17 protein-coding genes, 1 tRNA gene and 1 other RNA gene are annotated in these 20,870 nt (G+C 55.4%); 8 read left to right on the plus strand and 11 right to left on the minus strand.

Annotated elements, in window-relative coordinates:
- Positions 1 to 54: 54 nt before the first annotated feature.
- Positions 55 to 669 carry a thymidine kinase gene (gene tdk / locus IM291_RS13030; RefSeq protein ID WP_028013433.1) on the minus strand — a complete coding sequence of 205 codons (615 nt, stop codon included), beginning with the start codon at positions 667 to 669 and terminating at the stop codon, positions 55 to 57.
- Positions 670 to 1,217: 548 nt separating this feature from the next.
- On the opposite strand from tdk, the gene hns reads away from it, so the two are divergent.
- Positions 1,218 to 1,631: a histone-like nucleoid-structuring protein H-NS gene (gene hns, locus IM291_RS13035; RefSeq protein ID WP_028013434.1), complete on the plus strand. Its 414-nt coding sequence runs from the start codon at positions 1,218 to 1,220 to the stop codon at positions 1,629 to 1,631.
- Between the two features lie 198 nt (positions 1,632 to 1,829).
- Here hns and galU read toward each other — a convergent pair whose 3' ends face one another.
- The 3 genes from galU to rssA all read right to left on the minus strand — a co-directional run bounded on the left by galU (position 1,830) and on the right by rssA (position 4,946).
- On the minus strand, positions 1,830 to 2,738 hold the full coding sequence (galU, locus tag IM291_RS13040; RefSeq protein ID WP_028013435.1) for a UTP--glucose-1-phosphate uridylyltransferase GalU: 909 nt from the start codon (positions 2,736 to 2,738) through the stop codon (positions 1,830 to 1,832).
- A gap of 200 nt (positions 2,739 to 2,938) precedes the next feature.
- Complete coding sequence (rssB, locus tag IM291_RS13045) at positions 2,939 to 3,952, minus strand: two-component system response regulator RssB (protein WP_028013436.1); 1,014 nt, start codon at positions 3,950 to 3,952, stop codon at positions 2,939 to 2,941.
- 91 nt (positions 3,953 to 4,043) lie between these two features.
- Complete coding sequence (rssA, locus tag IM291_RS13050) at positions 4,044 to 4,946, minus strand: patatin-like phospholipase RssA (RefSeq protein ID WP_047368711.1); 903 nt, start codon at positions 4,944 to 4,946, stop codon at positions 4,044 to 4,046.
- Between the two features lie 114 nt (positions 4,947 to 5,060).
- Here rssA and IM291_RS13055 point away from each other — a divergent pair, with 114 nt between their 5' ends.
- The 4 genes from IM291_RS13055 (at position 5,061) to IM291_RS13070 (ending at position 6,813) form a co-directional block, all read left to right on the plus strand.
- Complete coding sequence (locus tag IM291_RS13055; RefSeq protein ID WP_041909602.1) at positions 5,061 to 5,519, plus strand: YchJ family protein; 459 nt, start codon at positions 5,061 to 5,063, stop codon at positions 5,517 to 5,519.
- 46 nt (positions 5,520 to 5,565) lie between these two features.
- Positions 5,566 to 6,408, plus strand: coding sequence for a formyltetrahydrofolate deformylase (gene purU, locus IM291_RS13060; protein ID WP_192987047.1), 843 nt, complete (start codon positions 5,566 to 5,568; stop codon positions 6,406 to 6,408).
- 158 nt (positions 6,409 to 6,566) lie between these two features.
- Positions 6,567 to 6,651: transfer RNA gene (locus IM291_RS13065), tRNA-Tyr, on the plus strand.
- Positions 6,652 to 6,695: 44 nt separating this feature from the next.
- Positions 6,696 to 6,813, plus strand: a non-coding RNA gene (locus IM291_RS13070) — RtT sRNA.
- 5 nt (positions 6,814 to 6,818) lie between these two features.
- On the opposite strand, the gene IM291_RS13075 is transcribed toward IM291_RS13070, so the two are convergent.
- Complete coding sequence (locus IM291_RS13075; protein WP_041909598.1) at positions 6,819 to 7,262, minus strand: Lrp/AsnC family transcriptional regulator; 444 nt, start codon at positions 7,260 to 7,262, stop codon at positions 6,819 to 6,821.
- A 107-nt stretch (positions 7,263 to 7,369) separates the two neighbouring features.
- Between IM291_RS13075 and IM291_RS13080 the strand changes: the two genes are divergently transcribed.
- Positions 7,370 to 8,266, plus strand: a complete 897-nt coding sequence (locus IM291_RS13080) for a DMT family transporter (protein ID WP_192987049.1) — start codon at positions 7,370 to 7,372, stop codon at positions 8,264 to 8,266.
- Here the strand turns inward: IM291_RS13080 and narI are convergent.
- From narI to IM291_RS13105, 5 genes are all read right to left on the minus strand, one after another.
- Positions 8,263 to 8,940 (minus strand): respiratory nitrate reductase subunit gamma, encoded by a 678-nt coding sequence (gene narI, locus IM291_RS13085; RefSeq protein ID WP_021240339.1) that lies wholly within the window; start codon positions 8,938 to 8,940, stop codon positions 8,263 to 8,265. The two genes, IM291_RS13080 and narI, sit on opposite strands and share 4 nt — an antisense overlap.
- Positions 8,940 to 9,650, minus strand: a complete 711-nt coding sequence (gene narJ, locus IM291_RS13090) for a nitrate reductase molybdenum cofactor assembly chaperone (RefSeq protein WP_045261096.1) — start codon at positions 9,648 to 9,650, stop codon at positions 8,940 to 8,942. The genes narI and narJ overlap by 1 nt, the downstream gene beginning before the upstream one ends.
- On the minus strand, positions 9,647 to 11,182 hold the full coding sequence (narH, locus tag IM291_RS13095; protein ID WP_028013444.1) for a nitrate reductase subunit beta: 1,536 nt from the start codon (positions 11,180 to 11,182) through the stop codon (positions 9,647 to 9,649). The genes narJ and narH overlap by 4 nt, the downstream gene beginning before the upstream one ends.
- The gene (locus tag IM291_RS13100) at positions 11,179 to 14,922 is read right to left on the minus strand and encodes a nitrate reductase subunit alpha (protein WP_192987050.1); all 3,744 of its coding nucleotides are present in this window, start codon (positions 14,920 to 14,922) and stop codon (positions 11,179 to 11,181) included. Before IM291_RS13100 ends, narH begins: the two co-directional genes overlap by 4 nt.
- A 382-nt stretch (positions 14,923 to 15,304) precedes the next feature.
- On the minus strand, positions 15,305 to 16,702 hold the full coding sequence (locus IM291_RS13105; protein ID WP_047364940.1) for a NarK family nitrate/nitrite MFS transporter: 1,398 nt from the start codon (positions 16,700 to 16,702) through the stop codon (positions 15,305 to 15,307).
- 309 nt (positions 16,703 to 17,011) lie between these two features.
- Here IM291_RS13105 and narX point away from each other — a divergent pair, with 309 nt between their 5' ends.
- Together narX and narL are read left to right on the plus strand one after the other, a co-directional pair.
- Positions 17,012 to 18,808, plus strand: coding sequence for a nitrate/nitrite two-component system sensor histidine kinase NarX (narX, locus tag IM291_RS13110; RefSeq protein WP_192987052.1), 1,797 nt, complete (start codon positions 17,012 to 17,014; stop codon positions 18,806 to 18,808).
- The gene (gene narL, locus IM291_RS13115; RefSeq protein WP_003856701.1) at positions 18,801 to 19,451 is read left to right on the plus strand and encodes a two-component system response regulator NarL; all 651 of its coding nucleotides are present in this window, start codon (positions 18,801 to 18,803) and stop codon (positions 19,449 to 19,451) included. Before narX ends, narL begins: the two co-directional genes overlap by 8 nt.
- A 3-nt stretch (positions 19,452 to 19,454) precedes the next feature.
- Here narL and IM291_RS13120 read toward each other — a convergent pair whose 3' ends face one another.
- Positions 19,455 to 20,861: a YchO/YchP family invasin gene (locus IM291_RS13120; RefSeq protein WP_192987053.1), complete on the minus strand. Its 1,407-nt coding sequence runs from the start codon at positions 20,859 to 20,861 to the stop codon at positions 19,455 to 19,457.
- Positions 20,862 to 20,870 lie beyond the last annotated feature (9 nt).

Below are 20,870 nucleotides of genomic sequence, written 5' to 3' on the forward strand. Positions count from 1 at the left end.
TGAAAAAAACCCGCCTGTATGGCGGGTTTTTTTATGTCTGAATAACGGCGGATATTATTTTCTGTTGTCGTGCTGGATCGCCGTCAGCGAGCCTACGGACAACGCTTCCTTATAATGCTTACGACAGACCGACACATAGCGTTCATTGCCACCAATCACCACCTGCTCACCGTCCGCATAAGGTTTTCCAGCCTGGTCGAGACGAAGCACCATGCTGGCCTTGCGTCCGCAGAAACAGATAGTTTTCAGTTCAACCAGCTTATCTGACCAGGCAAGCAAATACTGGCTTCCGGCAAACAACTCCCCGCGGAAATCCGTACGCAGCCCGTAGCACAGAACGGGGATATCGAGCTCATCAACCACTTCAGAGAGCGCGTGCACCTGTTCACGTGTCAGGAACTGGCTCTCATCAACCAGCACGCAGTGAATGGGCTCTGACGCATGCGCAGCGCGGATATCCTCCAGCAGGTCAGTTTGCGGGTTAAACAGCCTGGCTGGCGAAGAGAGGCCTATTCTGGAACTCACCTTACCTGCACCGAAGCGATCGTCGATTTCAGCGGTATAAACAACGGTACGCATTCCTCGTTCCTGGTAATTGTATGAGGATTGCAGCAGTGCGGTGGATTTCCCGGCATTCATTGCCGAATAGTAGAAATAAAGTTGTGCCATTGGCCGTAAAACCCTAATCAATGTGTAATATTCCCGATGATTCATTGTACCATATTTTGTCTGGTCATCAGCGACACGCCGCACAAACGATGCCGTGCTGAAAGGTGTAAAACGCCCTCTTTTCGCAAAAATAATCCGCTAAAACAGAGAGTAATGACGGTCATGCTGGTGAACAAGTTATATGATTAGCCAAACATAACACTTCTTTTTATTGTGGAATCTACGTTCATTAAAATTCACTATTTATTAACTATTCCTGCCTTAACACCGTCGCCTGGAACTAATACAAAAGGCTGATATTTATCCGCCGAAACTATAATTCCTGCGGCAAATGTCACAAAAAAAAGATGCAAGCGGCGGGGTTAAGCAGGTTATCGTGATAACAAGCGAGACTGCCAAAGAGGAAATTTAAGTTAGCGTAATTAATAATAGCGGCTTTATTTAGTATTTTTTGAATTCCTTACATTCCTGGCTATTGCACATCTGAATTTATGGCTCTATTATTAGGTCAACAAACCACCCCCCATTATAAGTTTGAGATTACTACAATGAGCGAAGCACTTAAAATTCTGAACAACATCCGTACTCTTCGTGCGCAGGCAAGAGAATGTACCCTTGAAACGCTCGAAGAAATGCTGGAAAAATTAGAAGTTGTAGTTAATGAACGTCGCGAAGAAGAAAGCGCTGCTGCAGCTGAAATCGAAGAGCGTACGCGTAAACTGCAGCAATATCGTGAAATGCTGATTGCTGATGGTATCGATCCAAATGAATTGCTGAACAGCATTGCTGCTGCAAAAACCGGTACCAAAGCAAAACGCGCTGCCCGTCCTGCTAAATATAGCTATGTTGATGAGAACGGCGAAACTAAAACCTGGACCGGCCAGGGCCGTACTCCTGCTGTAATCAAGAAAGCTATGGATGAGCAAGGTAAACAGCTGGATGACTTCCTGATCAAGGATTAATCAAGCCGAATTCAGAAAAATCCCGCCTCTGGTGGGATTTTTTTTGCCCGCAATTTATCACTAACATCCTCTTACACTCCGTCATAAAGCGTTATTCGACTATTTAGTTTCGCTTACAAACAGGCTGATCATGGCGTTTTATGGGCATAAAAAAACCGGTGGGCAGGGCCACACCGGTTTCATAGATTTACGCCTGGATTATTTCTTAATACCCATACTCTCTTTGAGCCAGCCTTTAAATTCTTCACCCAGCGTATTATGGCGAATGCCGTATTCAACGAACGCCTGCATATAACCGAGCTTATTACCGCAGTCATGGCTCTTACCTTTCATGTGGTAAGCCTCAACGGTCTCTTTCTCGATCAGCATATCAATGGCATCCGTCAGCTGGATTTCATCCCCTGCTCCTGGAGGCGTTTTCGCCAGCAGAGGCCAGATTTCAGCACTCAGGACATAGCGACCCACCACTGCCAGATTAGACGGCGCTACGTCGGCTTTAGGCTTCTCTACGACACCAACCATTGGCACGCTTTCGCCTGGCTCAAGGTTCACGCCCTTGCAGTCAACCACACCGTAAGCGGTCACGTCTTCAACTGGCTCAACCATAATCTGGCTGCAGCCCGTTTCGTCAAAGCGGTGGATCATCTCAGCCAGGTTGTCCTGAGAGAGATCGGATTCGTATTCATCCAGAATCACGTCAGGCAGAATAACCGCGACGGGCTCATCACCCACAACCGGGTGTGCACACATAACCGCGTGGCCCAGACCTTTAGCCAGCCCCTGACGAACCTGCATAATGGTAACGTGCGGAGGGCAAATAGACTGAACTTCTTCTAACAGCTGACGCTTAACGCGTTTTTCCAGCATGGCTTCGAGTTCAAAACTTGTATCGAAGTGGTTTTCGATAGAGTTTTTAGATGAATGCGTAACCAGCACAATTTCAGTAATGCCGGCCGCGATACACTCATTAACGACATACTGGATTAATGGCTTATCAACCAGAGGCAGCATCTCTTTAGGAATCGCCTTAGTTGCTGGTAACATCCTGGTCCCCAATCCCGCTACCGGGATGACGGCCTTTCTGACTTTCGAATTTAGGGCAGCCATTCAAATTCTCCTGAGCTGTTCAAGTTTTGAACTTTTATGCAATAAATAACGCGTTGAGTATATCAGCCTCGCCCCGCAGTCCGGGTCTGAAAAGAACGCGTTGCCGATGAATTAGGACAAATACGCATGAATCTGGGCAGCGATAGTAGCACTCCCGAGAAAACACAGGTAAAGCAATCTTAAAATTAAGATCCAATTGCTTATTCCGTGGACAACATTAAGCGAAGCCTTCCCCCGGCACCCCAAATTTGGCACTGCCAGGAAGAACAGCGATGGCTAATTTGATTTAGATACGCCGTTCCCAGTGTTCCAAGCGGCACCCCGTTACTCACCTGAATATGGTGTTCCCCGGTATTCAGTGACGCGTTGAGACCTGCAGAAACGAGGATAAGATTCTTTAAACCGCTATGGTAATAACCAACCAGCAGCGGGAACTGTCCGGGTAAATTGGCCTGACGAAAAAGCTGGTTTACCTGTTTGAGTAAACTGCCTAACTCAGGGAGCCGTTGTCCCTGATGTGATAACTGTTCCTGCAATAATCCATTAAAGAGCGCGCGAAGTAACAATGCAGCTAATACGCCATTATCCCCTGCACGGGTTACGTCCAGAGAATAAAATGCGAGGTCGGAATCAGACAGAGGTGCAATATCCAGCACCAGCCCAGGCTGATCGGCCGCCACCAGCTGGCGATAGTTTACGCGGCAGTGGGAAATAGTTTGCTGAACGGGAGGCTGAAGTTCTTGCAACAATTTCGCCGCCGCTGGCGGATTACTCACCAGCGCGTCCCAGTCCTGAAAAAGGCGTTCCTCTTCCTCAACGCGGGAATTAAACATATTTGGATAAAGGCACGCTAATACCGTCTCACGTAACCGGTTCAGATCTTTGACGGGTTTCAGCAGAATATCCTGAACGCCAAGACGTAATGCTTTGGCAATATCCGCCATATTTTCTGTCGCGGAGATCACCAGAATGGGCATCTGGTCCCCCTCGTTGCGCAGATGTTCAACCAGTTTCAGCCCATTCATTCGCGGCATCGCGATGTCGCAAATCATCAGATCGGGCGTAATACCGGTCATTTTTTCCAGCGCGTCGACACCATCTTCAGCCAGTAAAGTGTTTGCTCCCAGCGAGGATAACCACGAATCCAGTAGCGATCGGAAAACGGGCTCGTCTTCAACAATCAAAATGTGTTTTCCGGCCAATGGCTGCGTCATGGTTCCTCCCCTGGCTGACAGTTACTAAATAGTGGCATGCTATCGGCACTATCGCCTGTCAGATTTTGCTGAAGTAGTCAAAAAAAGGTGCTTAACGTGCTGTTCGCACAAACGGCAGCAACTCGTCTATTTTCTTTTCGACGGCTAGCGAGCCCGCTGCGATGGCGGCCTCAGCCCGATGGAAATCAAGGGTAGAGATTTGCGGACAGTAAGGCTGAATAAGAATATCCGGAGGATCGCCAGCCATACGGTTACGTTTAAGGCGATTCTCAAGAACCTGAATTGAGGTGGTCATGATCTCCATGGCCGTCGGTGCGGCAACCGAGCGTCGTGCGGCCAGGCGACCAATTCTTCCGCGCAGGCGTTCATGCCAGGCAAGCTTTTCGATGTCGGCATCTTCGCTCTGCAGATTGACCGGCATAAGGTCTTGCTGCATTAGATGAGCGTCGTGCTGCAAATCAACGGCGATGACGATATCCGCCCCCATGGCGCGCGTCAGAGAGATGGGAACCGGGTTCACGACGCCACCATCGACAAGCCAGTAACCGTTATGGGGCACGGGCGCCATAAGCCCAGGAATACTGCATGAAGCACGCACCGCAAGGTGAATATCCCCTTCGGTCAGCCAGAGTTCACGGCCTGTGCTGAGATTGGTTGCGACGGCGCCGAAAGGCATCCGGCAGTCAGTAAAGTCTTCGAGAGGCATCACCCGGCGGAACTGGTTAAAGACGCGTTCACCGCGCAACAGCCCACCACGCTGCCAGGAGAGATCCATCAGACGCAGAACGTCCCAATAGCTGAAGGAGCGCACCCAGGTTTCGAGATCCGGAAGCTTGCCGCACGCGTAGGCGGAGCCGACAAGCGATCCGATTGAACATCCTGCTACGATATCGACGTCAACGCCCATCTTGTTTAAGGCATTAATCACGCCGATATGAGACCATCCCCGGGCTGCACCTGATCCCAGCGCCAGTCCAATTTTAACCTTTCTCATTAGCCCTGTTTTACTTCCCCTGGATTCCTGACATAGCGTCAACGCAACTGCTCAGTTAACATAGTGCTACCCGAGGCGTTTTACGCCCTTATTTTTTGTTCCAGGAAGAGAATCGTGTCTCAACTCTGCCCCTGTGGTAGCGCTCTGGAGTATAGCCTATGTTGCCAGCGATATCTTTCTGGCAATCAGGTTGCACCGGATCCGTCACACCTCATGCGTTCACGGTATACTGCTTTTGTGATCAAAGACGCAGACTACCTGATAAAAACCTGGCACCCGTCCTGCCACGCCGCCGATTTCCGACAGGAGATCGAAGCCGGGTTCGCCAACACCCACTGGCTTGGGCTTACCGTGTTTGAATCTTCACCCGGTAGCCACCACGACGAAGGCTTTGTCAGCTTTGTTGCCCGTTTTACCGAGAACGCCAGGCCTGGCGCCATTATCGAGCGTTCCCGGTTCTTAAAGGAAAGCGGGCAGTGGTATTATATTGACGGTACGCGCCCACAGTTTGGTCGTAACGATACCTGCCCTTGTGGTTCAGGAAAAAAATTCAAAAAGTGTTGCGGGCAGTAACGCCTGACAACCCAGACTTCGCAAATACAAACAGGATTTCCCGGCGATGCAATCATTACAACGTAAAGTTCTGCGCACTATCTGTCCCGATCAAAAAGGGCTGATCGCACGAATCACCAATATTTGCTACAAGCATGAACTGAATATCGTGCAGAACAACGAGTTCGTTGACCACCGTACCGGTCGCTTCTTCATGCGTACCGAACTGGAAGGCATTTTCAACGACACCACCCTGCTGGCCGATCTGGACAGCGCGCTGCCGGACGGTTCCGTGCGTGAGCTGAATCCTGCGGGCCGTCGTCGCATTGTGATTCTGGTGACGAAAGAAGCTCACTGCCTGGGCGATCTGTTGATGAAGGCCAATTACGGCGGCCTGGAAGTAGAAATTGCCGCTGTTATTGGCAACCACGAAACCCTGCGCACGCTGGTTGAGCGTTTTGATATTCCGTTTGAGCTGGTGAGCCATGAAGGCCATACCCGTGAAGAGCACGACAACCTGATGGCTGCTGCCATTGAAGCGCATAACCCGGACTACGTGGTGCTGGCGAAATATATGCGCGTGCTGACGCCTTCCTTCGTCGCCCGCTTCCCGAACAAGATTATCAACATTCACCACTCGTTCCTGCCGGCCTTTATTGGCGCGCGGCCTTATCACCAGGCGTACGAGCGCGGCGTGAAGATCATCGGCGCAACCGCGCACTACGTGAATGACAATCTGGACGAAGGTCCAATCATCATGCAGGACGTGATTCACGTGGATCACACCTACACCGCAGAAGATATGATGCGCGCCGGACGTGACGTTGAGAAGAACGTGTTGAGTCGTGCCCTGTATCAGGTGCTGGCGCAGCGTGTCTTTGTCTACGGTAACAGAACCATCATTCTTTAATCTTTCGGAAAATGAATTGATTAGCTTTGCGCCTTTACGGATAAAAAGCAGGCAAACAGCTTCTTTTCCCTAAAGGAATGCTTTACAGGGGCGTCTCATTTGATATGATGCGCCCCGCTTCCAGCAGGAAGCAGGCCAGTAAAAAAGCATTACCCCGTGGTGGGGTTCCCGAGCGGCCAAAGGGAGCAGACTGTAAATCTGCCGTCATCGACTTCGAAGGTTCGAATCCTTCCCCCACCACCATCACTTCCAAACGACACTTAACATTCTGCTCGCATCGTGCATCATGTATTTCCGCAAGGGGAAGGATGAGAAGCTTCGACTAAGGTTCGATTCGAGCGCAGCGAGAAAGCGTTGCCGCAGGCAACGACCCGAAGGGCGAGGCGCAGCCGCCACCCGGCGACAGACGACTACATTGGCGGCAAACGACGCTTCACCGGCGAACTTTTCACAATCGACGTATTACATTGGGCATGCTCCGCCAGCCCGTCCAGCAGCGCATCCAGTTGTTCTATTGATCGCACCACTAGCCTAATCACAAAGCAGTCTTCCCCGGTCACCTTGTCGCTCTCAATACACTCCGGCATCGCCTGTATGTATTTATCCACCTTATGCAACAGCCCCGGCAAAGGCCGCACGCGTACCAGCGCCTGCAGCGTATACCCCAGCGCCGCGAGATTCACCCGTGCGCCATAGCCCTGAATCACACCGCGCTCTTCCAGCCGCTTCAGACGCTCTGCCGTGCTGGGTGAGGTCAGGCCGATACGGCCGCTGAGCACCTTCAACGACATGCGCGCATCCTCAACCAGGCAGGCTAAAATTTGCCGATCGATATCATCAATAAGGTATTCCACTCATTTCACCTAATTTAAAAAAGCAGTTAACACCTTCAACCTTATCTCACCCCTGTAAAACCCAACAGCGATTTCCGACAATAGCATTATTAATCAGGAGGTGAATAATGCGTGATTTACATAAAGGCGTCTGGCAGATGAGTCTGGCGATGTTAATTTCCGGCTCTATTGGCGCGTTTGTTTTGCTCAGCGGTCTGCCGGTGACGGAAGTGGTGTTCTGGCGCTGCCTTATTGGTGCAATAGCGCTTTTCATTTTTATCCGGGTAAGTCAAAAGCCCTTTAGCCTCCTCACCCGCACCACGCTGCTGCTGGCGATTCTCGGCGGTGTGGCATTAGTGGTGAACTGGCTACTGCTCTTCGCAGCCTATGAGCGGATCTCTATTGGTCTTTCGACCGTGGTCTATAACACTCAGCCGTTTATGCTGGTCCTGATGGGGATGTTTTTAGGCGAGCGCGTCAGCGTGGTGAAATGGGGCTGGCTGTTCATCGCCTTCGGCGGCGTGGTGATACTGCTCTCCAGCGAGCTGACCGGTACCCACGACACTGAATGGCTGGCGGGTATCGGTCTGGCAATGGCCGCGGCCTTCTTCTACGCGCTGACGGCAATCATTGCGCGCAAACTGAAAACTATCGCACCGCAGCATATTGCCTTTATTCAGGTGCTGACGGGCGTCGTGATGCTTCTGCCGTTTGCCAGCTGGCCGTCATTTTCCGGTGATTTTCCCTGGCCGATCCTACTGACGCTCGGCATCGTCCATACCGGCATTATGTACCAGCTGCTCTACAGTGCGATTCAGAAGCTACCTACCCCCATTACCGGCTCACTGTCGTTTATCTATCCGGTGGTGGCGATCGTTGTCGATAACCTGGTGTTCGGGCACTCGCTGAACCTGACGCAGCTGGCGGGCGGCGCGTTGATCCTGTTTGCTGCAGCGGGCAACAACCTGGGCTGGGGCGAAAAAAAACCCCGCGAATGCGGGGTTGGTATCAAGACGCTGAATTAGCGACGGGCACGCACAATCTGGTATTTGCGCGTCAGGTACTCCACCGGCGCGCTCCAGATATGCACCAGTCGGGAGAACGGGAACAGCACAAACAGCGTCATCCCCAGCACAAGGTGAACGCGGAAGATAAACGCCACGCCGTCCAGGTGCTCAGACGCTCCGCCGTGGAAGGTCACGACGGACTGCGCCCACCCCACCAGCTTCATCATTTCACTGCCGTCCATATGCTGCGCAGAGAATGGAATAGTCAGCAGACCCAGCGCGCACTGCACCATCAGCAGGGAGAGGATCAGGATGTCCGCTGCAGTGGTGGTTGCACGCACGCGCGGGCTGAACAGACGCCGTTTCAGCAGCAGCAGGCCACCCACCAGGGTCATCACACCGCAGGCACCACCGGCGATCATCGCCATCTTCTGCTTCACTTCAATCGGCAGCCATGCTTCGTACATCCAGTGCGGCGTCAGCATCCCAAGGAAGTGACCGGCAAAAATCCCCAAAATACCGATGTGGAACAGGTTAGACGCGACGTGCATCCCTTTGCGGTCCAGCATCTGGCTGGAGGCAGCACGCCAGGTGTACTGGCCGTAGTCATAGCGCAGCCAGCTTCCCACCAGGAACACGGTGCCCGCGATATACGGGTAAATGTCAAAGAAGAACATATTCAGGAAGTGCATTAGTGCCGTCCTCCGTTAGAGATATTCAAATATTGCGGGGCAACCGCGCCGGCAAAACGACGCTGGTGAGCGGAGATTTCAGACTCGCCGCAGTTCTGGTCAGCAAAGAATTTCACCTGCTCTTCTTCCCAGACCGCATCCAGCGCTTGCGGGGTATCGTCCCGGGCTTCATCCGCGATTTTCTCCGCCACTTTTTCACTGTCTACAGAGGCGTTCGCCAGCTTCACCAGCAGATCGAACAGCACCGCATAGCGGCTCTCGCGCTGCTGTAGACGCGCGCCGAGCAGCGCAAGAATCGGGGCGATATCCTGCAGACCGCCCAGCGCCTCTTCTTTCGGCAGCTGCGCCAGATACTCCAGGTACAGCGGCAGGTGGTCCGGCAACTCGCGGCTGTCAAGCTGCAGGCCGTGCTGCTCGTACTGGGCCATCAGGTCCACCATCGCCTGACCGCGGTCGCGGGATTCCCCGTGAACGTGTTCAAACAGCAGCAGCGACGTCGCGCGCCCGCGGTCAAACAGCTGGCTGTAGTCCGCCTGCGCGTCGAGAAGATCGCGCGCCAGCAGGTCGCGGAGGAAAACGCCCAGCTTCTGCGCATCCTCTTTATCCAGGTTTTCAGATGACGCGAGTGCATCAAAGAGTTCCTGTTGATGCTGCGCAAGCGCAGCGTCAGGGTACTCGAGCAGGCGCGAAACAATGACGAGTTCGATCATTGGTGCGGCTCCGTTTTGCTGGTCACATCCATCGCGTCGATGCGGCGGCTGTTGAACAGGTTGAATTTACTGTCTGACCCGTGGCAACCGTCGCCAAAGGTAAAGCCACACCCGCTTTTCTCCGGGAAGGCCTCGCGAGCCAGCTCGCGGTGGCTGCTTGGCACCACGAAACGGTCTTCGTAGTTAGCAATCGCCAGGTAGCGGTACATCTCCTGCGCCTGCGCTTCGGTCAGGCCGACCTCTTCCAGCGCGCGGGTATCGTTCACGCCGTCAACGGTTTCCGCACGTTTGAAGTGACGCATTGCCAGCATACGTTTCAGCGCCAACAGCACCGGCTGGGTATCTCCGGCGGTCAGCAGGTTGGCCAGGTACTGAACCGGGATACGCAGGCTTTCCACGTCAGGCAGAATGCCGTTGCTGCCCAGCTCGCCCGCGTCAGCCGCAGACTGAATCGGAGACAGCGGCGGCACGTACCAGACCATCGGCAGGGTGCGATATTCCGGGTGCAGCGGCAGAGCCAGCTTCCAGTCCATCGCCATTTTGTACACCGGCGACTGCTGTGCGGCGTCGATGACGCTCTGCGGAATGCCGTCTTTCAGGGCCTGCTCAATCACCTTCGGATCGTTCGGATCGAGGAATACGTCCAGTTGACGCTGATAGAGATCTTTCTCATTCTCGGTGCTTGCGGCATTCTCAATCGCGTCCGCGTCGTACAACAGCACGCCGAGGTAACGAATACGACCTACGCAGCTCTCGGAGCAGACGGTCGGCATACCGGCTTCGATACGCGGATAGCAGAAGATGCACTTCTCAGACTTACCGCTCTTCCAGTTGAAGTAGATTTTTTTGTACGGGCAGCCGGTGATGCACATGCGCCAGCCGCGGCACTTGTCCTGGTCGATCAGTACGATGCCGTCTTCTTCACGCTTGTAGATGGCACCGCTCGGGCAGGTCGCGACGCACGCCGGGTTCAGGCAGTGTTCGCACAGGCGCGGCAGATACATCATGAAGGTGTTTTCGAACTGGCCGTACATCGCCTTCTGCATGTTCTCGAAGTTCTGGTCTTTGGCGCGCTTTTCGAACTCGCCGCCCAGAATTTCTTCCCAGTTTGGACCGCTGGTAATTTTGTCCATGCGCTGACCAGTGATCAGCGAGCGAGGGCGGGCGATCGGCTGGTGTTTGCTTTCCGGCGCGTTGTGCAGGTTCTGGTAGTCGTAATCAAACGGCTCGTAATAATCCTCAATCCCCGGCAGGTGCGGGTTAGCGAAGATTTTACCCAGCAGCATTGCGCGGTTACCCATGCGCGGCTGCAGCTTGCCGTTGATTTTGCGGATCCAGCCGCCCTTCCACTTCTCCTGGTTTTCCCAGTCGGTCGGGAAGCCGGTGCCCGGCTTACTTTCCACGTTGTTGAACCAGGCGTACTCCATACCTTCGCGGCTGGTCCAGACGTTTTTACAGGTCACTGAACAGGTGTGGCAGCCGATGCACTTATCCAGATTCAGCACCATGCCGACTTGTGAACGAATTTTCATTTTACGCTCTCCTGTACCTGGTCATTACCTTCGCCGTCTAACCAGTTAATATTCTTCATCTTACGTACCACCACGAACTCATCGCGGTTCGATCCTACGGTGCCGTAGTAGTTAAAGCCGTAGGCCAGCTGCGCATAGCCACCGATCATGTGGGTCGGCTTCGGCGTAATACGGGTCACGGAGTTGTGAATACCGCCGCGCTGCTCGGTGATCTCTGAACCCGGCAGGTTCACGATACGTTCCTGCGCGTGGTACATCATGGTCATCCCGGCCGGCACGCGCTGGCTCACCACCGCACGCGCCGTCAGGGCGCCGTTGCTGTTGAACACTTCAATCCAGTCGTTATCTTCGATACCCAGATCTTTGGCGTCCGCTTCGCTCATCCAGACAATCGGACCACCGCGCGACAGGGTCAGCATCAGCAGGTTGTCGCTGTAGGTGGAGTGGATACCCCACTTCTGGTGCGGCGTCAGGAAGTTCAGCGCCTTCTCAGGGTTACCGTTCGATTTCGCGCCCATCACCGCTTTCACGGAGCGGGTGTCGATTGGCGGACGGTACACCAGCAGGCTTTCACCGAAGTCGCGCATCCACTGGTGGTCCTGATACAGTGACTGACGACCAGAAAGCGTGCGCCATGGGATCAGCTCGTGAACGTTGGTATAACCAGCGTTATAGGACACATGCTCATCTTCCAGACCAGACCAGGTCGGGCTGGAGATAATCTTGCGCGGCTGGGCCTGGATATCGCGGAAGCGGATTTTCTCTTCCTCTTTATTCTTCGCCAGATGCGTGTGGTCGCGACCGGTAAATTCACTCAGGGCCGCCCACGCTTTCACCGCCACGTGGCCGTTGGTTTCCGGTGCCAGAGTCAGGATCATCTCCGCCGCATCAATTGCCGTGTTGAGCATTGGCTGGCCTTTGGCCGGGCCGTCCGCTTTGGTGTAATTGAGCTTGCGCAGCAGGTCCATTTCGCTCTGGGTGTTCCAGGCGATGCCTTTGCCGCCGTTACCGATTTTCTCCATCAGCGGGCCGATGGAGGTAAAGCGCTCGTAGGTTGCCGGGTAATCACGTTCAACCGGAATGATGTGCGGCGCGGTCACGCCCGGGATCAGGTCGCATTCGCCTTTTTTCCAGTCCTTCACGTCAAGCGGCTGCGCCAGTTCGGCAGCGGAGTCGTGCTGGATTGGCAGCGTCACCACGTCGGTCTCTTTGCCCAGGTGACCTACGCAGACTTCGGAGAATTTCTTCGCGATGTCTTTGTAGATATCCCAGTCGCTTTTCGATTCCCACGCCGGGTCAACGGCGGCAGACAGCGGATGAATAAACGGATGCATGTCCGAGGTATTCATGTCGTCTTTTTCGTACCAGGTGGCGGTTGGCAGCACGATATCGGAGTACAGGCAGGTGCTGGACAGACGGAAGTCCAGCGTCACCACCAGATCCAGCTTGCCGTCCAGACCGCTGTCTTTCCATTCCACTTCTTCTGGCTTCACGCCGCCCTGCTTGCCGAGGTCTTTACCCTGAATACCGTTCTCGGTGCCCAGCAGGTATTTCAGCATGTACTCGTGGCCTTTACCGGACGAGCCCAGCAGGTTGGAGCGCCAGATGAACAGGTTGCGTGGATGGTTTTTGCCGTTCTCAGGCTGTTCTGCCGCGAAACGAATTGAGCCTTCCTTGAGCGATTTCACGGTGTAATCCACCGGCGACATGCCCGCTTTCTTCGCCTCTTGTGCAATGCGCAGCGGGTTAGTGCCCAGCTGCGGCGCAGACGGCAGCCAGCCCATGCGTTCAGCGCGCACGTTGAAATCAATCAGGTGGCCGCTGTAGCGGGATTTATCCGCCATCGGCGACAGCAGTTCCTGCGCAGTAACCGTCTCGTAGCGCCACTGGCTGGAGTGGTTATAGAAGTAGGAGGTGCTGTTCATGTGACGTGCCGGACGCTGCCAGTCAAGGGCAAACGCCAGCGGCTGCCAGCCGGTCTGCGGACGCAGTTTTTCCTGGCCCACGTAGTGCGCCCAGCCGCCGCCGCTCTGCCCGACGCAGCCGCAGAAGATCAGCATGTTGATCAGGCCGCGATAGTTCATATCGAGGTGATACCAATGGTTCAGACCGGCACCCACGATGATCATCGAGCGACCGTGGGTCTTGTCGGCGTTTTCCGCAAACTCGCGGGCGATACGAACGATCTGCGCGCGCGGTACGCCGGTGATCTGCTCCGCCCAGGCCGGGGTGTAGGCCTTCACGTCGTCATAGCTGGTTGCGCAGTTTTCGTCGTTCAGACCGCGCTCCAGGCCGTAGTTCGCCATGGTCAGGTCATAGACGGTGGTGACCAGCGCGGTAGAACCGTCGGCCAGCTGCAGGCGCTTAACCGGCAGCTTGTGCATCAGCACGTTTTTTAGTTCGACCTTGTTGAAGTGCTCGGAACCTTCACCACCAAAGTACGGGAAGCCAACCTCGGCGATCTCGTCCTGGCTGCCCAACATGCTGAGGCGCAGCTCCGTCTCTTCACCGGTGGTGCCGTTACGCTGCTCAAGGTTCCACTTGCCCTTCTCGCCCCAGCGGAAGCCGATAGAGCCGTTTGGCGCCACCAGCTCGCCGTTGCTGTTATAGGCAACGGTTTTCCACTCAGGGTTGTTTTCCTGGCCCAGCGCATCCACCAGATCGGCGGCGCGCAGCGTGCGGCCCGCGGCATAGTAGCCCTCACGCTCTTCCAGCATCACCAGCATCGGCATGTCGGTGTAGCGGCGAACGTAGTCGGTAAAGTACTGGCTTGGTTTATCCAGGTGGAATTCGCGCAGCATGACGTGGCCCATCGCCATCGCCATCGCGGCATCGGTACCCTGTTTCGGTGCCAGCCACAGGTCGCACAGCTTGGCGATTTCCGCGTAGTCCGGGGTGACCGCAACGGTTTTGGTCCCTTTGTAGCGGACTTCGGTAAAGAAGTGCGCGTCCGGGGTACGGGTCTGCGGAACGTTAGAGCCCCAGGCGATAATGTAGCTGGAGTTGTACCAGTCGGCGGATTCCGGTACGTCGGTCTGCTCACCCCAGGTCTGCGGTGACGCTGGCGGCAGGTCACAGTACCAGTCGTAGAAGCTCAGGCAGGTCCCGCCGATAAGCGACAGGTAGCGCGCACCGGAAGCGTAAGAGACCATTGACATCGCCGGGATTGGCGAGAAGCCCGCCACGCGGTCAGGACCGTAGGTTTTTACGGTATAGACGTTAGAGGCGGCAATCAACTCGTTCACCTCTTTCCAGGAAGAACGAACGAAACCACCGCGACCGCGCGCCTGCTTGAAGCTTTTCGCTTTGTCGGCATCTTCAATGATAGAGGCCCACGCATCAACCGGGTCGCTGTGCTGCACTTTCGCTTCACGCCACATTTTCATCAGGCGTTTGCGCATCAGCGGGTATTTCAGACGGTTGGCGCTGTAGAGATACCAGGAGTAGCTGGCCCCGCGCGGGCAGCCGCGCGGTTCATGGTTCGGCATATCCGGACGGGTGCGCGGATAGTCGGTCTGCTGCATTTCCCAGGTCACCAGACCGTTTTTAACGAAAATCTTCCAGCTACATGAGCCAGTGCAGTTTACGCCGTGGGTAGACCGGACGACTTTGTCATGCTGCCAGCGCTGGCGGTAACCGTCTTCCCAGTCCCGGTTGGTATCCAGAACCTGGCCGTGCCCATCGGCAAAAGTTTCACCCTTCTGTTTGAAGTAGCGAAACCGGTCCAAAAATTTGCTCATCGGGTATCTCCTGTATGGAGCCTGTGGCTCTCTAAATCGACATTGCTGATTTGCAGCGAAGGTAACGCCCTGAAAGAGGGGGAGAATTGATAACGATCAAGACGAAGAGGGACTGTAAAAGGAGGGGTTAGACCAAATACCACCAAAGCGGTATATTTTTAAAACGAATAAATAAATGATTTATAAAGATATTTATTATTCATCGTACAATAACCCCGGCAAAATTTAACATCTCAGGTATTAAGGGGTAGACATCCCTGCAAAGCGATGGCGATCACAGTGTTACCCGCAGATGACTGCTGCAAAAGCTTGCAGTATGTTGTAACTATTATTCAGTCGAAAAAAAACGCGGCACGAAGGCCGCGTTAACGGATAATCACACTTACTTATTTTTCTTGGTATTACGGCCATATACCAGCCACGTAATCACGACGCAGGCGATATAGAAGACGAGGAAGACTTTCATGGCGCCAGCCGGAGAGCCGGTCAGGTCAAGCGAGATGCCGAACGCTTTCGGAATAAAGAAGCCGCCAATTGCGCCAATAGCCGAGATAAAGCCCAGGGCCGCAGCCGTATCCGTCGCCGCTTCACGCATGGCCTGCTCTTCGCTTCCGCCCTGCGCTTTCACGCGATCCATCGTCAGCTTGCGGAAGATCACGGAGATCATCTGGAAGGTAGACGCACTCCCCAACCCGGCCGTCAGGAATAGCACCATAAACACGCCGAAGAAGGCAAAGAAGTTACCGCCCTGCCCGTCAGAAGGCAGCGTCAGGAACAGCAGCGCGCAGAAGACTGCCATCACAATAAAGTTCACCAGCGTAACGCGAGTCCCGCCCAGACGGTCGGAGATCATGCCGCCCAGCGAACGCGCCAGTGCGCCAATGAACGGACCGAAGAAGGCGAATTGCAGGATCTGCACGTCCGGGAACTGGGTTTTCGACAGCATGGCAAAGCCCGCTGAGAAGCCGATAAACGAACCGAAGGTAGCCAGATACAGCAGCGCCATCACCCAGAGGTGTCCACGCTTCAGCACTGGAAGCTGCTCGCTCAGGGATGCTTTCGACGCGCTCAGATCGTTCATAAAGAACCACGCAGCGAGGGTGAACACCACCAGGAACGGAACCCAAATCCAGGCCGCGTTCTGCAGGTAGAGGGAAGAACCATCCGCCTGCTCAACGCCGCCGCCACCGAAGGCGGCAAAAATAGAAACAGAGATCGCCAGCGGCGCAATCAACTGCATCACGCTTACGCCCATGTTGCCCAGACCGCCGTTAATACCCAGCGCGCCGCCCTGCTTCGCTTTCGGGAAGAAGAAGCTGATGTTCGCCATGCTGGAGGCGAAGTTAGCGCCGGCGAAACCGCACAGCAGGGAGATAATCACGAACACGCTGAACGGCGTGGAGGTATCCTGCACCGCGAAACCTAGCCACACGCAAGGGACGATCATGATGCCCGTACTGAACGCCGTCCAGCGACGTCCACCGAATACCGGGACCATAAACGCGTAAGGGACACGCAGCAGCGCGCCAGACAGCGACGGCAATGCGGTAAGCATAAACAGCTGATCGGTCGTGAACGTAAACCCTACTTTCGGCAGGTTTACCGCGACCGCGCTAAACAACATCCATACGCAAAACGCTAAAAGCAGACACGGAACGGAAATCCACAGATTCCGGCTTGCTACACGATGGCCGCGCTGTTGCCAGAACGCCGGATCCTCTGGACGCCAGTCTGTAATAACGGCACCATTTTCCCTTTCGGGAGCGGATGAGTGACTCATAGACACCTCTGATTCTCGAATGATGCTGCAAACATTAGGGTTTTAGGGCGGCGGTAAGTTGATATAAATCAAAGGAAAAGTGCGGGGATTTGCGGCGCAAAAAAAGGGGTTATCCTTAGTGAGTAGGATAATTCGGTAAAAAAGACGTGGTTTTTCACTGCACTGAAGGTTCCTTGCTACCACCGCTTCTTCACCTATACTCCGTTGGCAATTTAGGGGTAATCCTTTATTGGTATGGGTATACTCCAGGGTATGCACCAGAATAGCGCCATTCCTGCAAGCAGGCCACGTCAGGAGCCCGGCAACTCTATGTTAAAAAGATGTTTATCACCGCTGACTCTCGTCAATCAGCTAGCCCTGATTGTTTTGCTGTCTACCGCCCTGGGCGTGGCCGGCATGGCGATTTCCGGCTGGCTGGTACAAGGGGTACAGGGTAATGCACATGCCATCAACGAGGCAGGTTCTCTACGCATGCAGAGTTATCGTCTGCTGGCGTCGGTCCCCCTGACGCAGGACGATCGGCCCTTAATTGATGAAATGGAGCGCACGGCCTTCAGCCCCGAACTGGAAAACGCCGCCATCCGCGCCGGCCAGCAGTCCCAGCTTAAAGCCCTGCAGGGCTACTGGCACACCCAGCTGGAACCCGGTCTGAAACAGGCGCGCAGCACCGAAACCGTTGCGCAGGACGTAGCGGGTTTCGTCTCCCGCATTGACGCGCTGGTCTCCTCTTTCGACCAAACCACCGAATTACGCATCGACCGGGTGGTAATGGTACACCGTGCCATGGCGCTGTTTATGGGCCTGCTGCTGATCTTCACCATTATCTGGCTCCGGGCGCGGCTGCTGAATCCCTGGAAACAGCTGCTGGCGATGGCGCGCGCCGTAACGAACAGAGATTTTACCCAGCGCACGCACATCAGCGGCCGCAACGAGATGGCCATGCTCGGCCAGGCGCTGAACACCATGTCGTCGGAGCTCTCCGAAAGCTACGCGGTGCTGGAACAACGCGTGCAGGAAAAAACCGCCGGGCTGGAGCAGAAAAATGAGATCCTCTCCTTCCTGTGGCAAGCCAACCGTCGGCTGCACATGCAGGTGCCGCTATGTGAACGCCTTTCGCCGGTGCTGAACGGCCTGCAAAATCTGACCCTGCTGCATGACCTGGAGCTGCGGGTTTACGATGTGGAAGATGAAGATAATCATCAGGAGTTTACCTGTCAGTCCGACATGTCCTGCGATGATAAAGGCTGTCACCTGTGCCCGCGCGGCCTGCCGCTGCAGGCTTCTGGCGGCACTACCCTGAAGTGGCGGCTGACGGACAGCCACACCCAGTACGGTATTCTGCTGGCCACCCTGCCAGCCGGACGTCATCTGAGCCACGACCAGCAGCAGCTGGTGGACACCCTGGTTGAACAGTTAACGGCCACGCTGGCGCTCGACAGGCACCAGGAAAAACAGCAGCAGTTGATCGTCATGGAAGAGCGCGCGACCATCGCCCGCGAGCTCCACGACTCTATCGCCCAGTCGCTCTCCTGTATGAAAATGCAGGTGAGCTGCCTGCAGATGCAGGACGCGGAAATGCCGGAAAGCAACAAACAGCTGCTGAGCCAGATCCGCAACGAGCTGAACACCTCCTGGGTACAGCTGCGCGAGCTGCTGACCACCTTCCGCCTGCAGCTGACCGAGCCGGGGCTGCGCCCGGCGCTGGAATCCAGCTGCCAGGAATTTAGCGCCCGGCTTGGCTTCCCGGTGAAGCTGGATTACCAGCTGCCACCGCGGTTTGTCCCTTCCCATCAGGCGATTCATCTGCTGCAGATCGCCCGCGAAGCGCTGAGCAACGTGCTCAAACACGCTGAAGCGACGGCGGTTACGGTTACCGTCAGCCAGCACGCTAACCAGGTCAGGCTGAGGGTTCACGACAACGGTCGCGGCGTGCCGGAAAATGCCGAACGCACTAACCACTATGGTTTAATCATTATGCGAGACCGCGCCCAAAGCCTGCGCGGTGATTGCCAGGTTCGACGGAGAGAGACGGGTGGCACGGAAGTTGTGGTCACCTTTATTCCCGAAAAACCGCTTACAACTGCTCAAGGAGAAACCCATGACTAATCAGGAACCGGCATCCATCCTGTTGATCGACGACCATCCGATGCTGCGTACTGGCGTAAAACAGCTGGTCAGCATGGCACCCGACATTACCGTGGTTGGCGAAGCCAGCAACGGTGAACAGGGTATTGAGCTGGCCGAATCCCTCGATCCGGATCTGATCCTGCTCGATCTCAACATGCCCGGCATGAACGGTCTGGAAACCCTCGACAAGTTACGCGAGAAATCCCTTTCCGGTCGCGTGGTGGTCTTTAGCGTCTCCAACCACGAAGAGGATGTGGTCACGGCGCTGAAGCGCGGCGCGGATGGCTATCTGCTGAAGGATATGGAGCCGGAAGACCTGCTCAAGGCGCTGCAGCAGGCCGCCGCAGGCGAGATGGTGCTGAGCGAGGCCCTGACGCCGGTGCTGGCCGCCAGCCTGCGGGCGAACCGCGCCACCTCTGACCGCGACGTCAGCCAGTTAACGCCGCGCGAACGCGATATTCTGAAGCTGATTGCCCAGGGCCTGCCGAACAAAATGATCGCCCGCCGCCTGGATATCACCGAAAGCACGGTTAAAGTGCACGTGAAGCATATGCTCAAGAAAATGAAGCTAAAATCCCGCGTTGAAGCCGCGGTGTGGGTCCATCAGGAACGTATTTTTTAAGCATTACTCATCCGGCAGCAGCTTCCAGCGCGGGTCGTCGTCAGGTAATGAGACCAGCGGCTGCACCACAGCGAGCGTGATCTCATTGGACGAGACGCGCTGGCCCTTCGCATCTTCCACCACCGCCGAGAGATGCCAGCGGTTTGTCGCCCCTTCAGCGTCATTCCAGGCAGGCATGATCACGCTCCAGCCGTCGGTGCTGTCACTTTTCCCCGGGGACGTCAGGCTCAAAGCCTGGGTATCACCCTGCCAGTGGATCTGACGAATACCGTGAGTGCTGCGAACCTGCAGCTTCAGCATGACGGTTTCGCCCCCTTTGAGATCCCACGGCGGGGTTGCCAGCCAGACGGAGAGCGTTTTTCGCTGGCGGAACTCCATCACCGGCAGGCTGTTACGCTCCGGCGAGTCATAGCGGCTTCCGCGCAGGGATCGCGTGGCCGCGACCTCTCCGGCGGAGAGCTGCTTAACCAGCGGCACGCCGAAGCGATAGTTGAGCTTCAGCCCGAGGTTATTCTGGCTCTCTCCGCTTTCGCCCTGCTTATGCCCGGCGGTCAGCGTCACCAGCGGCACGGGGGTATAGTTAAGCCCGAGATTGACCGCCACCGGGTTGTGATACCCGGTTCCGCTGTTGAAGAGGTCAACGTTGTCGCCAAAATATTGCTCAAAGCTGACGCTGGTGTTCAGGTGATGAAACCACGGCAGCCAGGCTTTGGCGGTCACGTCATATCCCCGCGCCATGCGCTGCTCCTGAACGTCAGAGCTGTCGCGCCAGCCGGCAAAAGGCTGATAGTAGTTAGCCGACAGGCGCAGATTTTCTCCCCACACCTCCGCACCCAGCCCGGCACGCTGCAGGTTCTCATCCAGCAGATTGTCGTAAAAAGTGTTGTAGCCCAGCAGCCATTTTCCGGCCACCCAGCGCTGGCCGATTCCGGCGTTACTGACCAGGCCATCCGTCTGCTGCGTCAGGCCGAGCTGGCTCCAGCTCAGGTAACGGTTGTTATCGTTCCAGGGGATAAACCAGCTCCCGCTGCTGCCGTTGAATTTCCCGTCATTATCCACCAGCAAATTGACGCTGGCATTCCCCCAGGGCGACAGCCAGGATTCAATCTGCTGGTTCACCTCGCCGCTCACCGCGTCACGCACCTGACCAAAGGCAAACTGCCGCGCCTGCTCGCCCGTAGTCAGGCCGTTGTCAGTCATACTGGCTTCACCAAAGGCTTTCGCCATTTCGGCGAGATGCTTTTCCCCCTCCCTGGTGGGGGCTGCCATACCGAGATCGGGGAGATTATCCCCGTTATTATCAAAGGGATTTTGTGCATGCTGGATAAAGGAATTCGGCGCACCGTGAACGGCTCCGGCACTAACAAGGGAGAGTAAAACCAGCGTTCGGAAAGGGGGAGAAACAGTCATCAATGTCGT

It is taken from the genome of Enterobacter cloacae complex sp. P27C, from assembly GCF_014895705.1.
GTDB classification, from domain to species: domain Bacteria; phylum Pseudomonadota; class Gammaproteobacteria; order Enterobacterales; family Enterobacteriaceae; genus Enterobacter; species Enterobacter bugandensis.

Excerpts from the sequence above, each read along its gene's own strand:
- IM291_RS13105 (WP_047364940.1), bottom strand. The coding sequence starts at position 16,702 with ATGAGTCACTCATCCGCTCCCGAAAGGGAAAATGGTGCCGTTATTACA.
- rssA (WP_047368711.1), bottom strand. The coding sequence starts at position 4,946 with ATGAGAAAGGTTAAAATTGGACTGGCGCTGGGATCAGGTGCAGCCCGG.
- galU (WP_028013435.1), bottom strand. The coding sequence starts at position 2,738 with ATGGCTGCCCTAAATTCGAAAGTCAGAAAGGCCGTCATCCCGGTAGCG.
- hns (WP_028013434.1), top strand. The coding sequence starts at position 1,218 with ATGAGCGAAGCACTTAAAATTCTGAACAACATCCGTACTCTTCGTGCG.
- narJ (WP_045261096.1), bottom strand. The coding sequence starts at position 9,650 with ATGATCGAACTCGTCATTGTTTCGCGCCTGCTCGAGTACCCTGACGCT.
- IM291_RS13120 (WP_192987053.1), bottom strand. The coding sequence starts at position 20,861 with ATGACTGTTTCTCCCCCTTTCCGAACGCTGGTTTTACTCTCCCTTGTT.
- narL (WP_003856701.1), top strand. The coding sequence starts at position 18,801 with ATGACTAATCAGGAACCGGCATCCATCCTGTTGATCGACGACCATCCG.
- narH (WP_028013444.1), bottom strand. The coding sequence starts at position 11,182 with ATGAAAATTCGTTCACAAGTCGGCATGGTGCTGAATCTGGATAAGTGC.
- IM291_RS13080 (WP_192987049.1), top strand. The coding sequence starts at position 7,370 with ATGCGTGATTTACATAAAGGCGTCTGGCAGATGAGTCTGGCGATGTTA.
- IM291_RS13100 (WP_192987050.1), bottom strand. The coding sequence starts at position 14,922 with ATGAGCAAATTTTTGGACCGGTTTCGCTACTTCAAACAGAAGGGTGAA.
- rssB (WP_028013436.1), bottom strand. The coding sequence starts at position 3,952 with ATGACGCAGCCATTGGCCGGAAAACACATTTTGATTGTTGAAGACGAG.
- tdk (WP_028013433.1), bottom strand. The coding sequence starts at position 669 with ATGGCACAACTTTATTTCTACTATTCGGCAATGAATGCCGGGAAATCC.
- narX (WP_192987052.1), top strand. The coding sequence starts at position 17,012 with ATGTTAAAAAGATGTTTATCACCGCTGACTCTCGTCAATCAGCTAGCC.
- narI (WP_021240339.1), bottom strand. The coding sequence starts at position 8,940 with ATGCACTTCCTGAATATGTTCTTCTTTGACATTTACCCGTATATCGCG.
- purU (WP_192987047.1), top strand. The coding sequence starts at position 5,566 with ATGCAATCATTACAACGTAAAGTTCTGCGCACTATCTGTCCCGATCAA.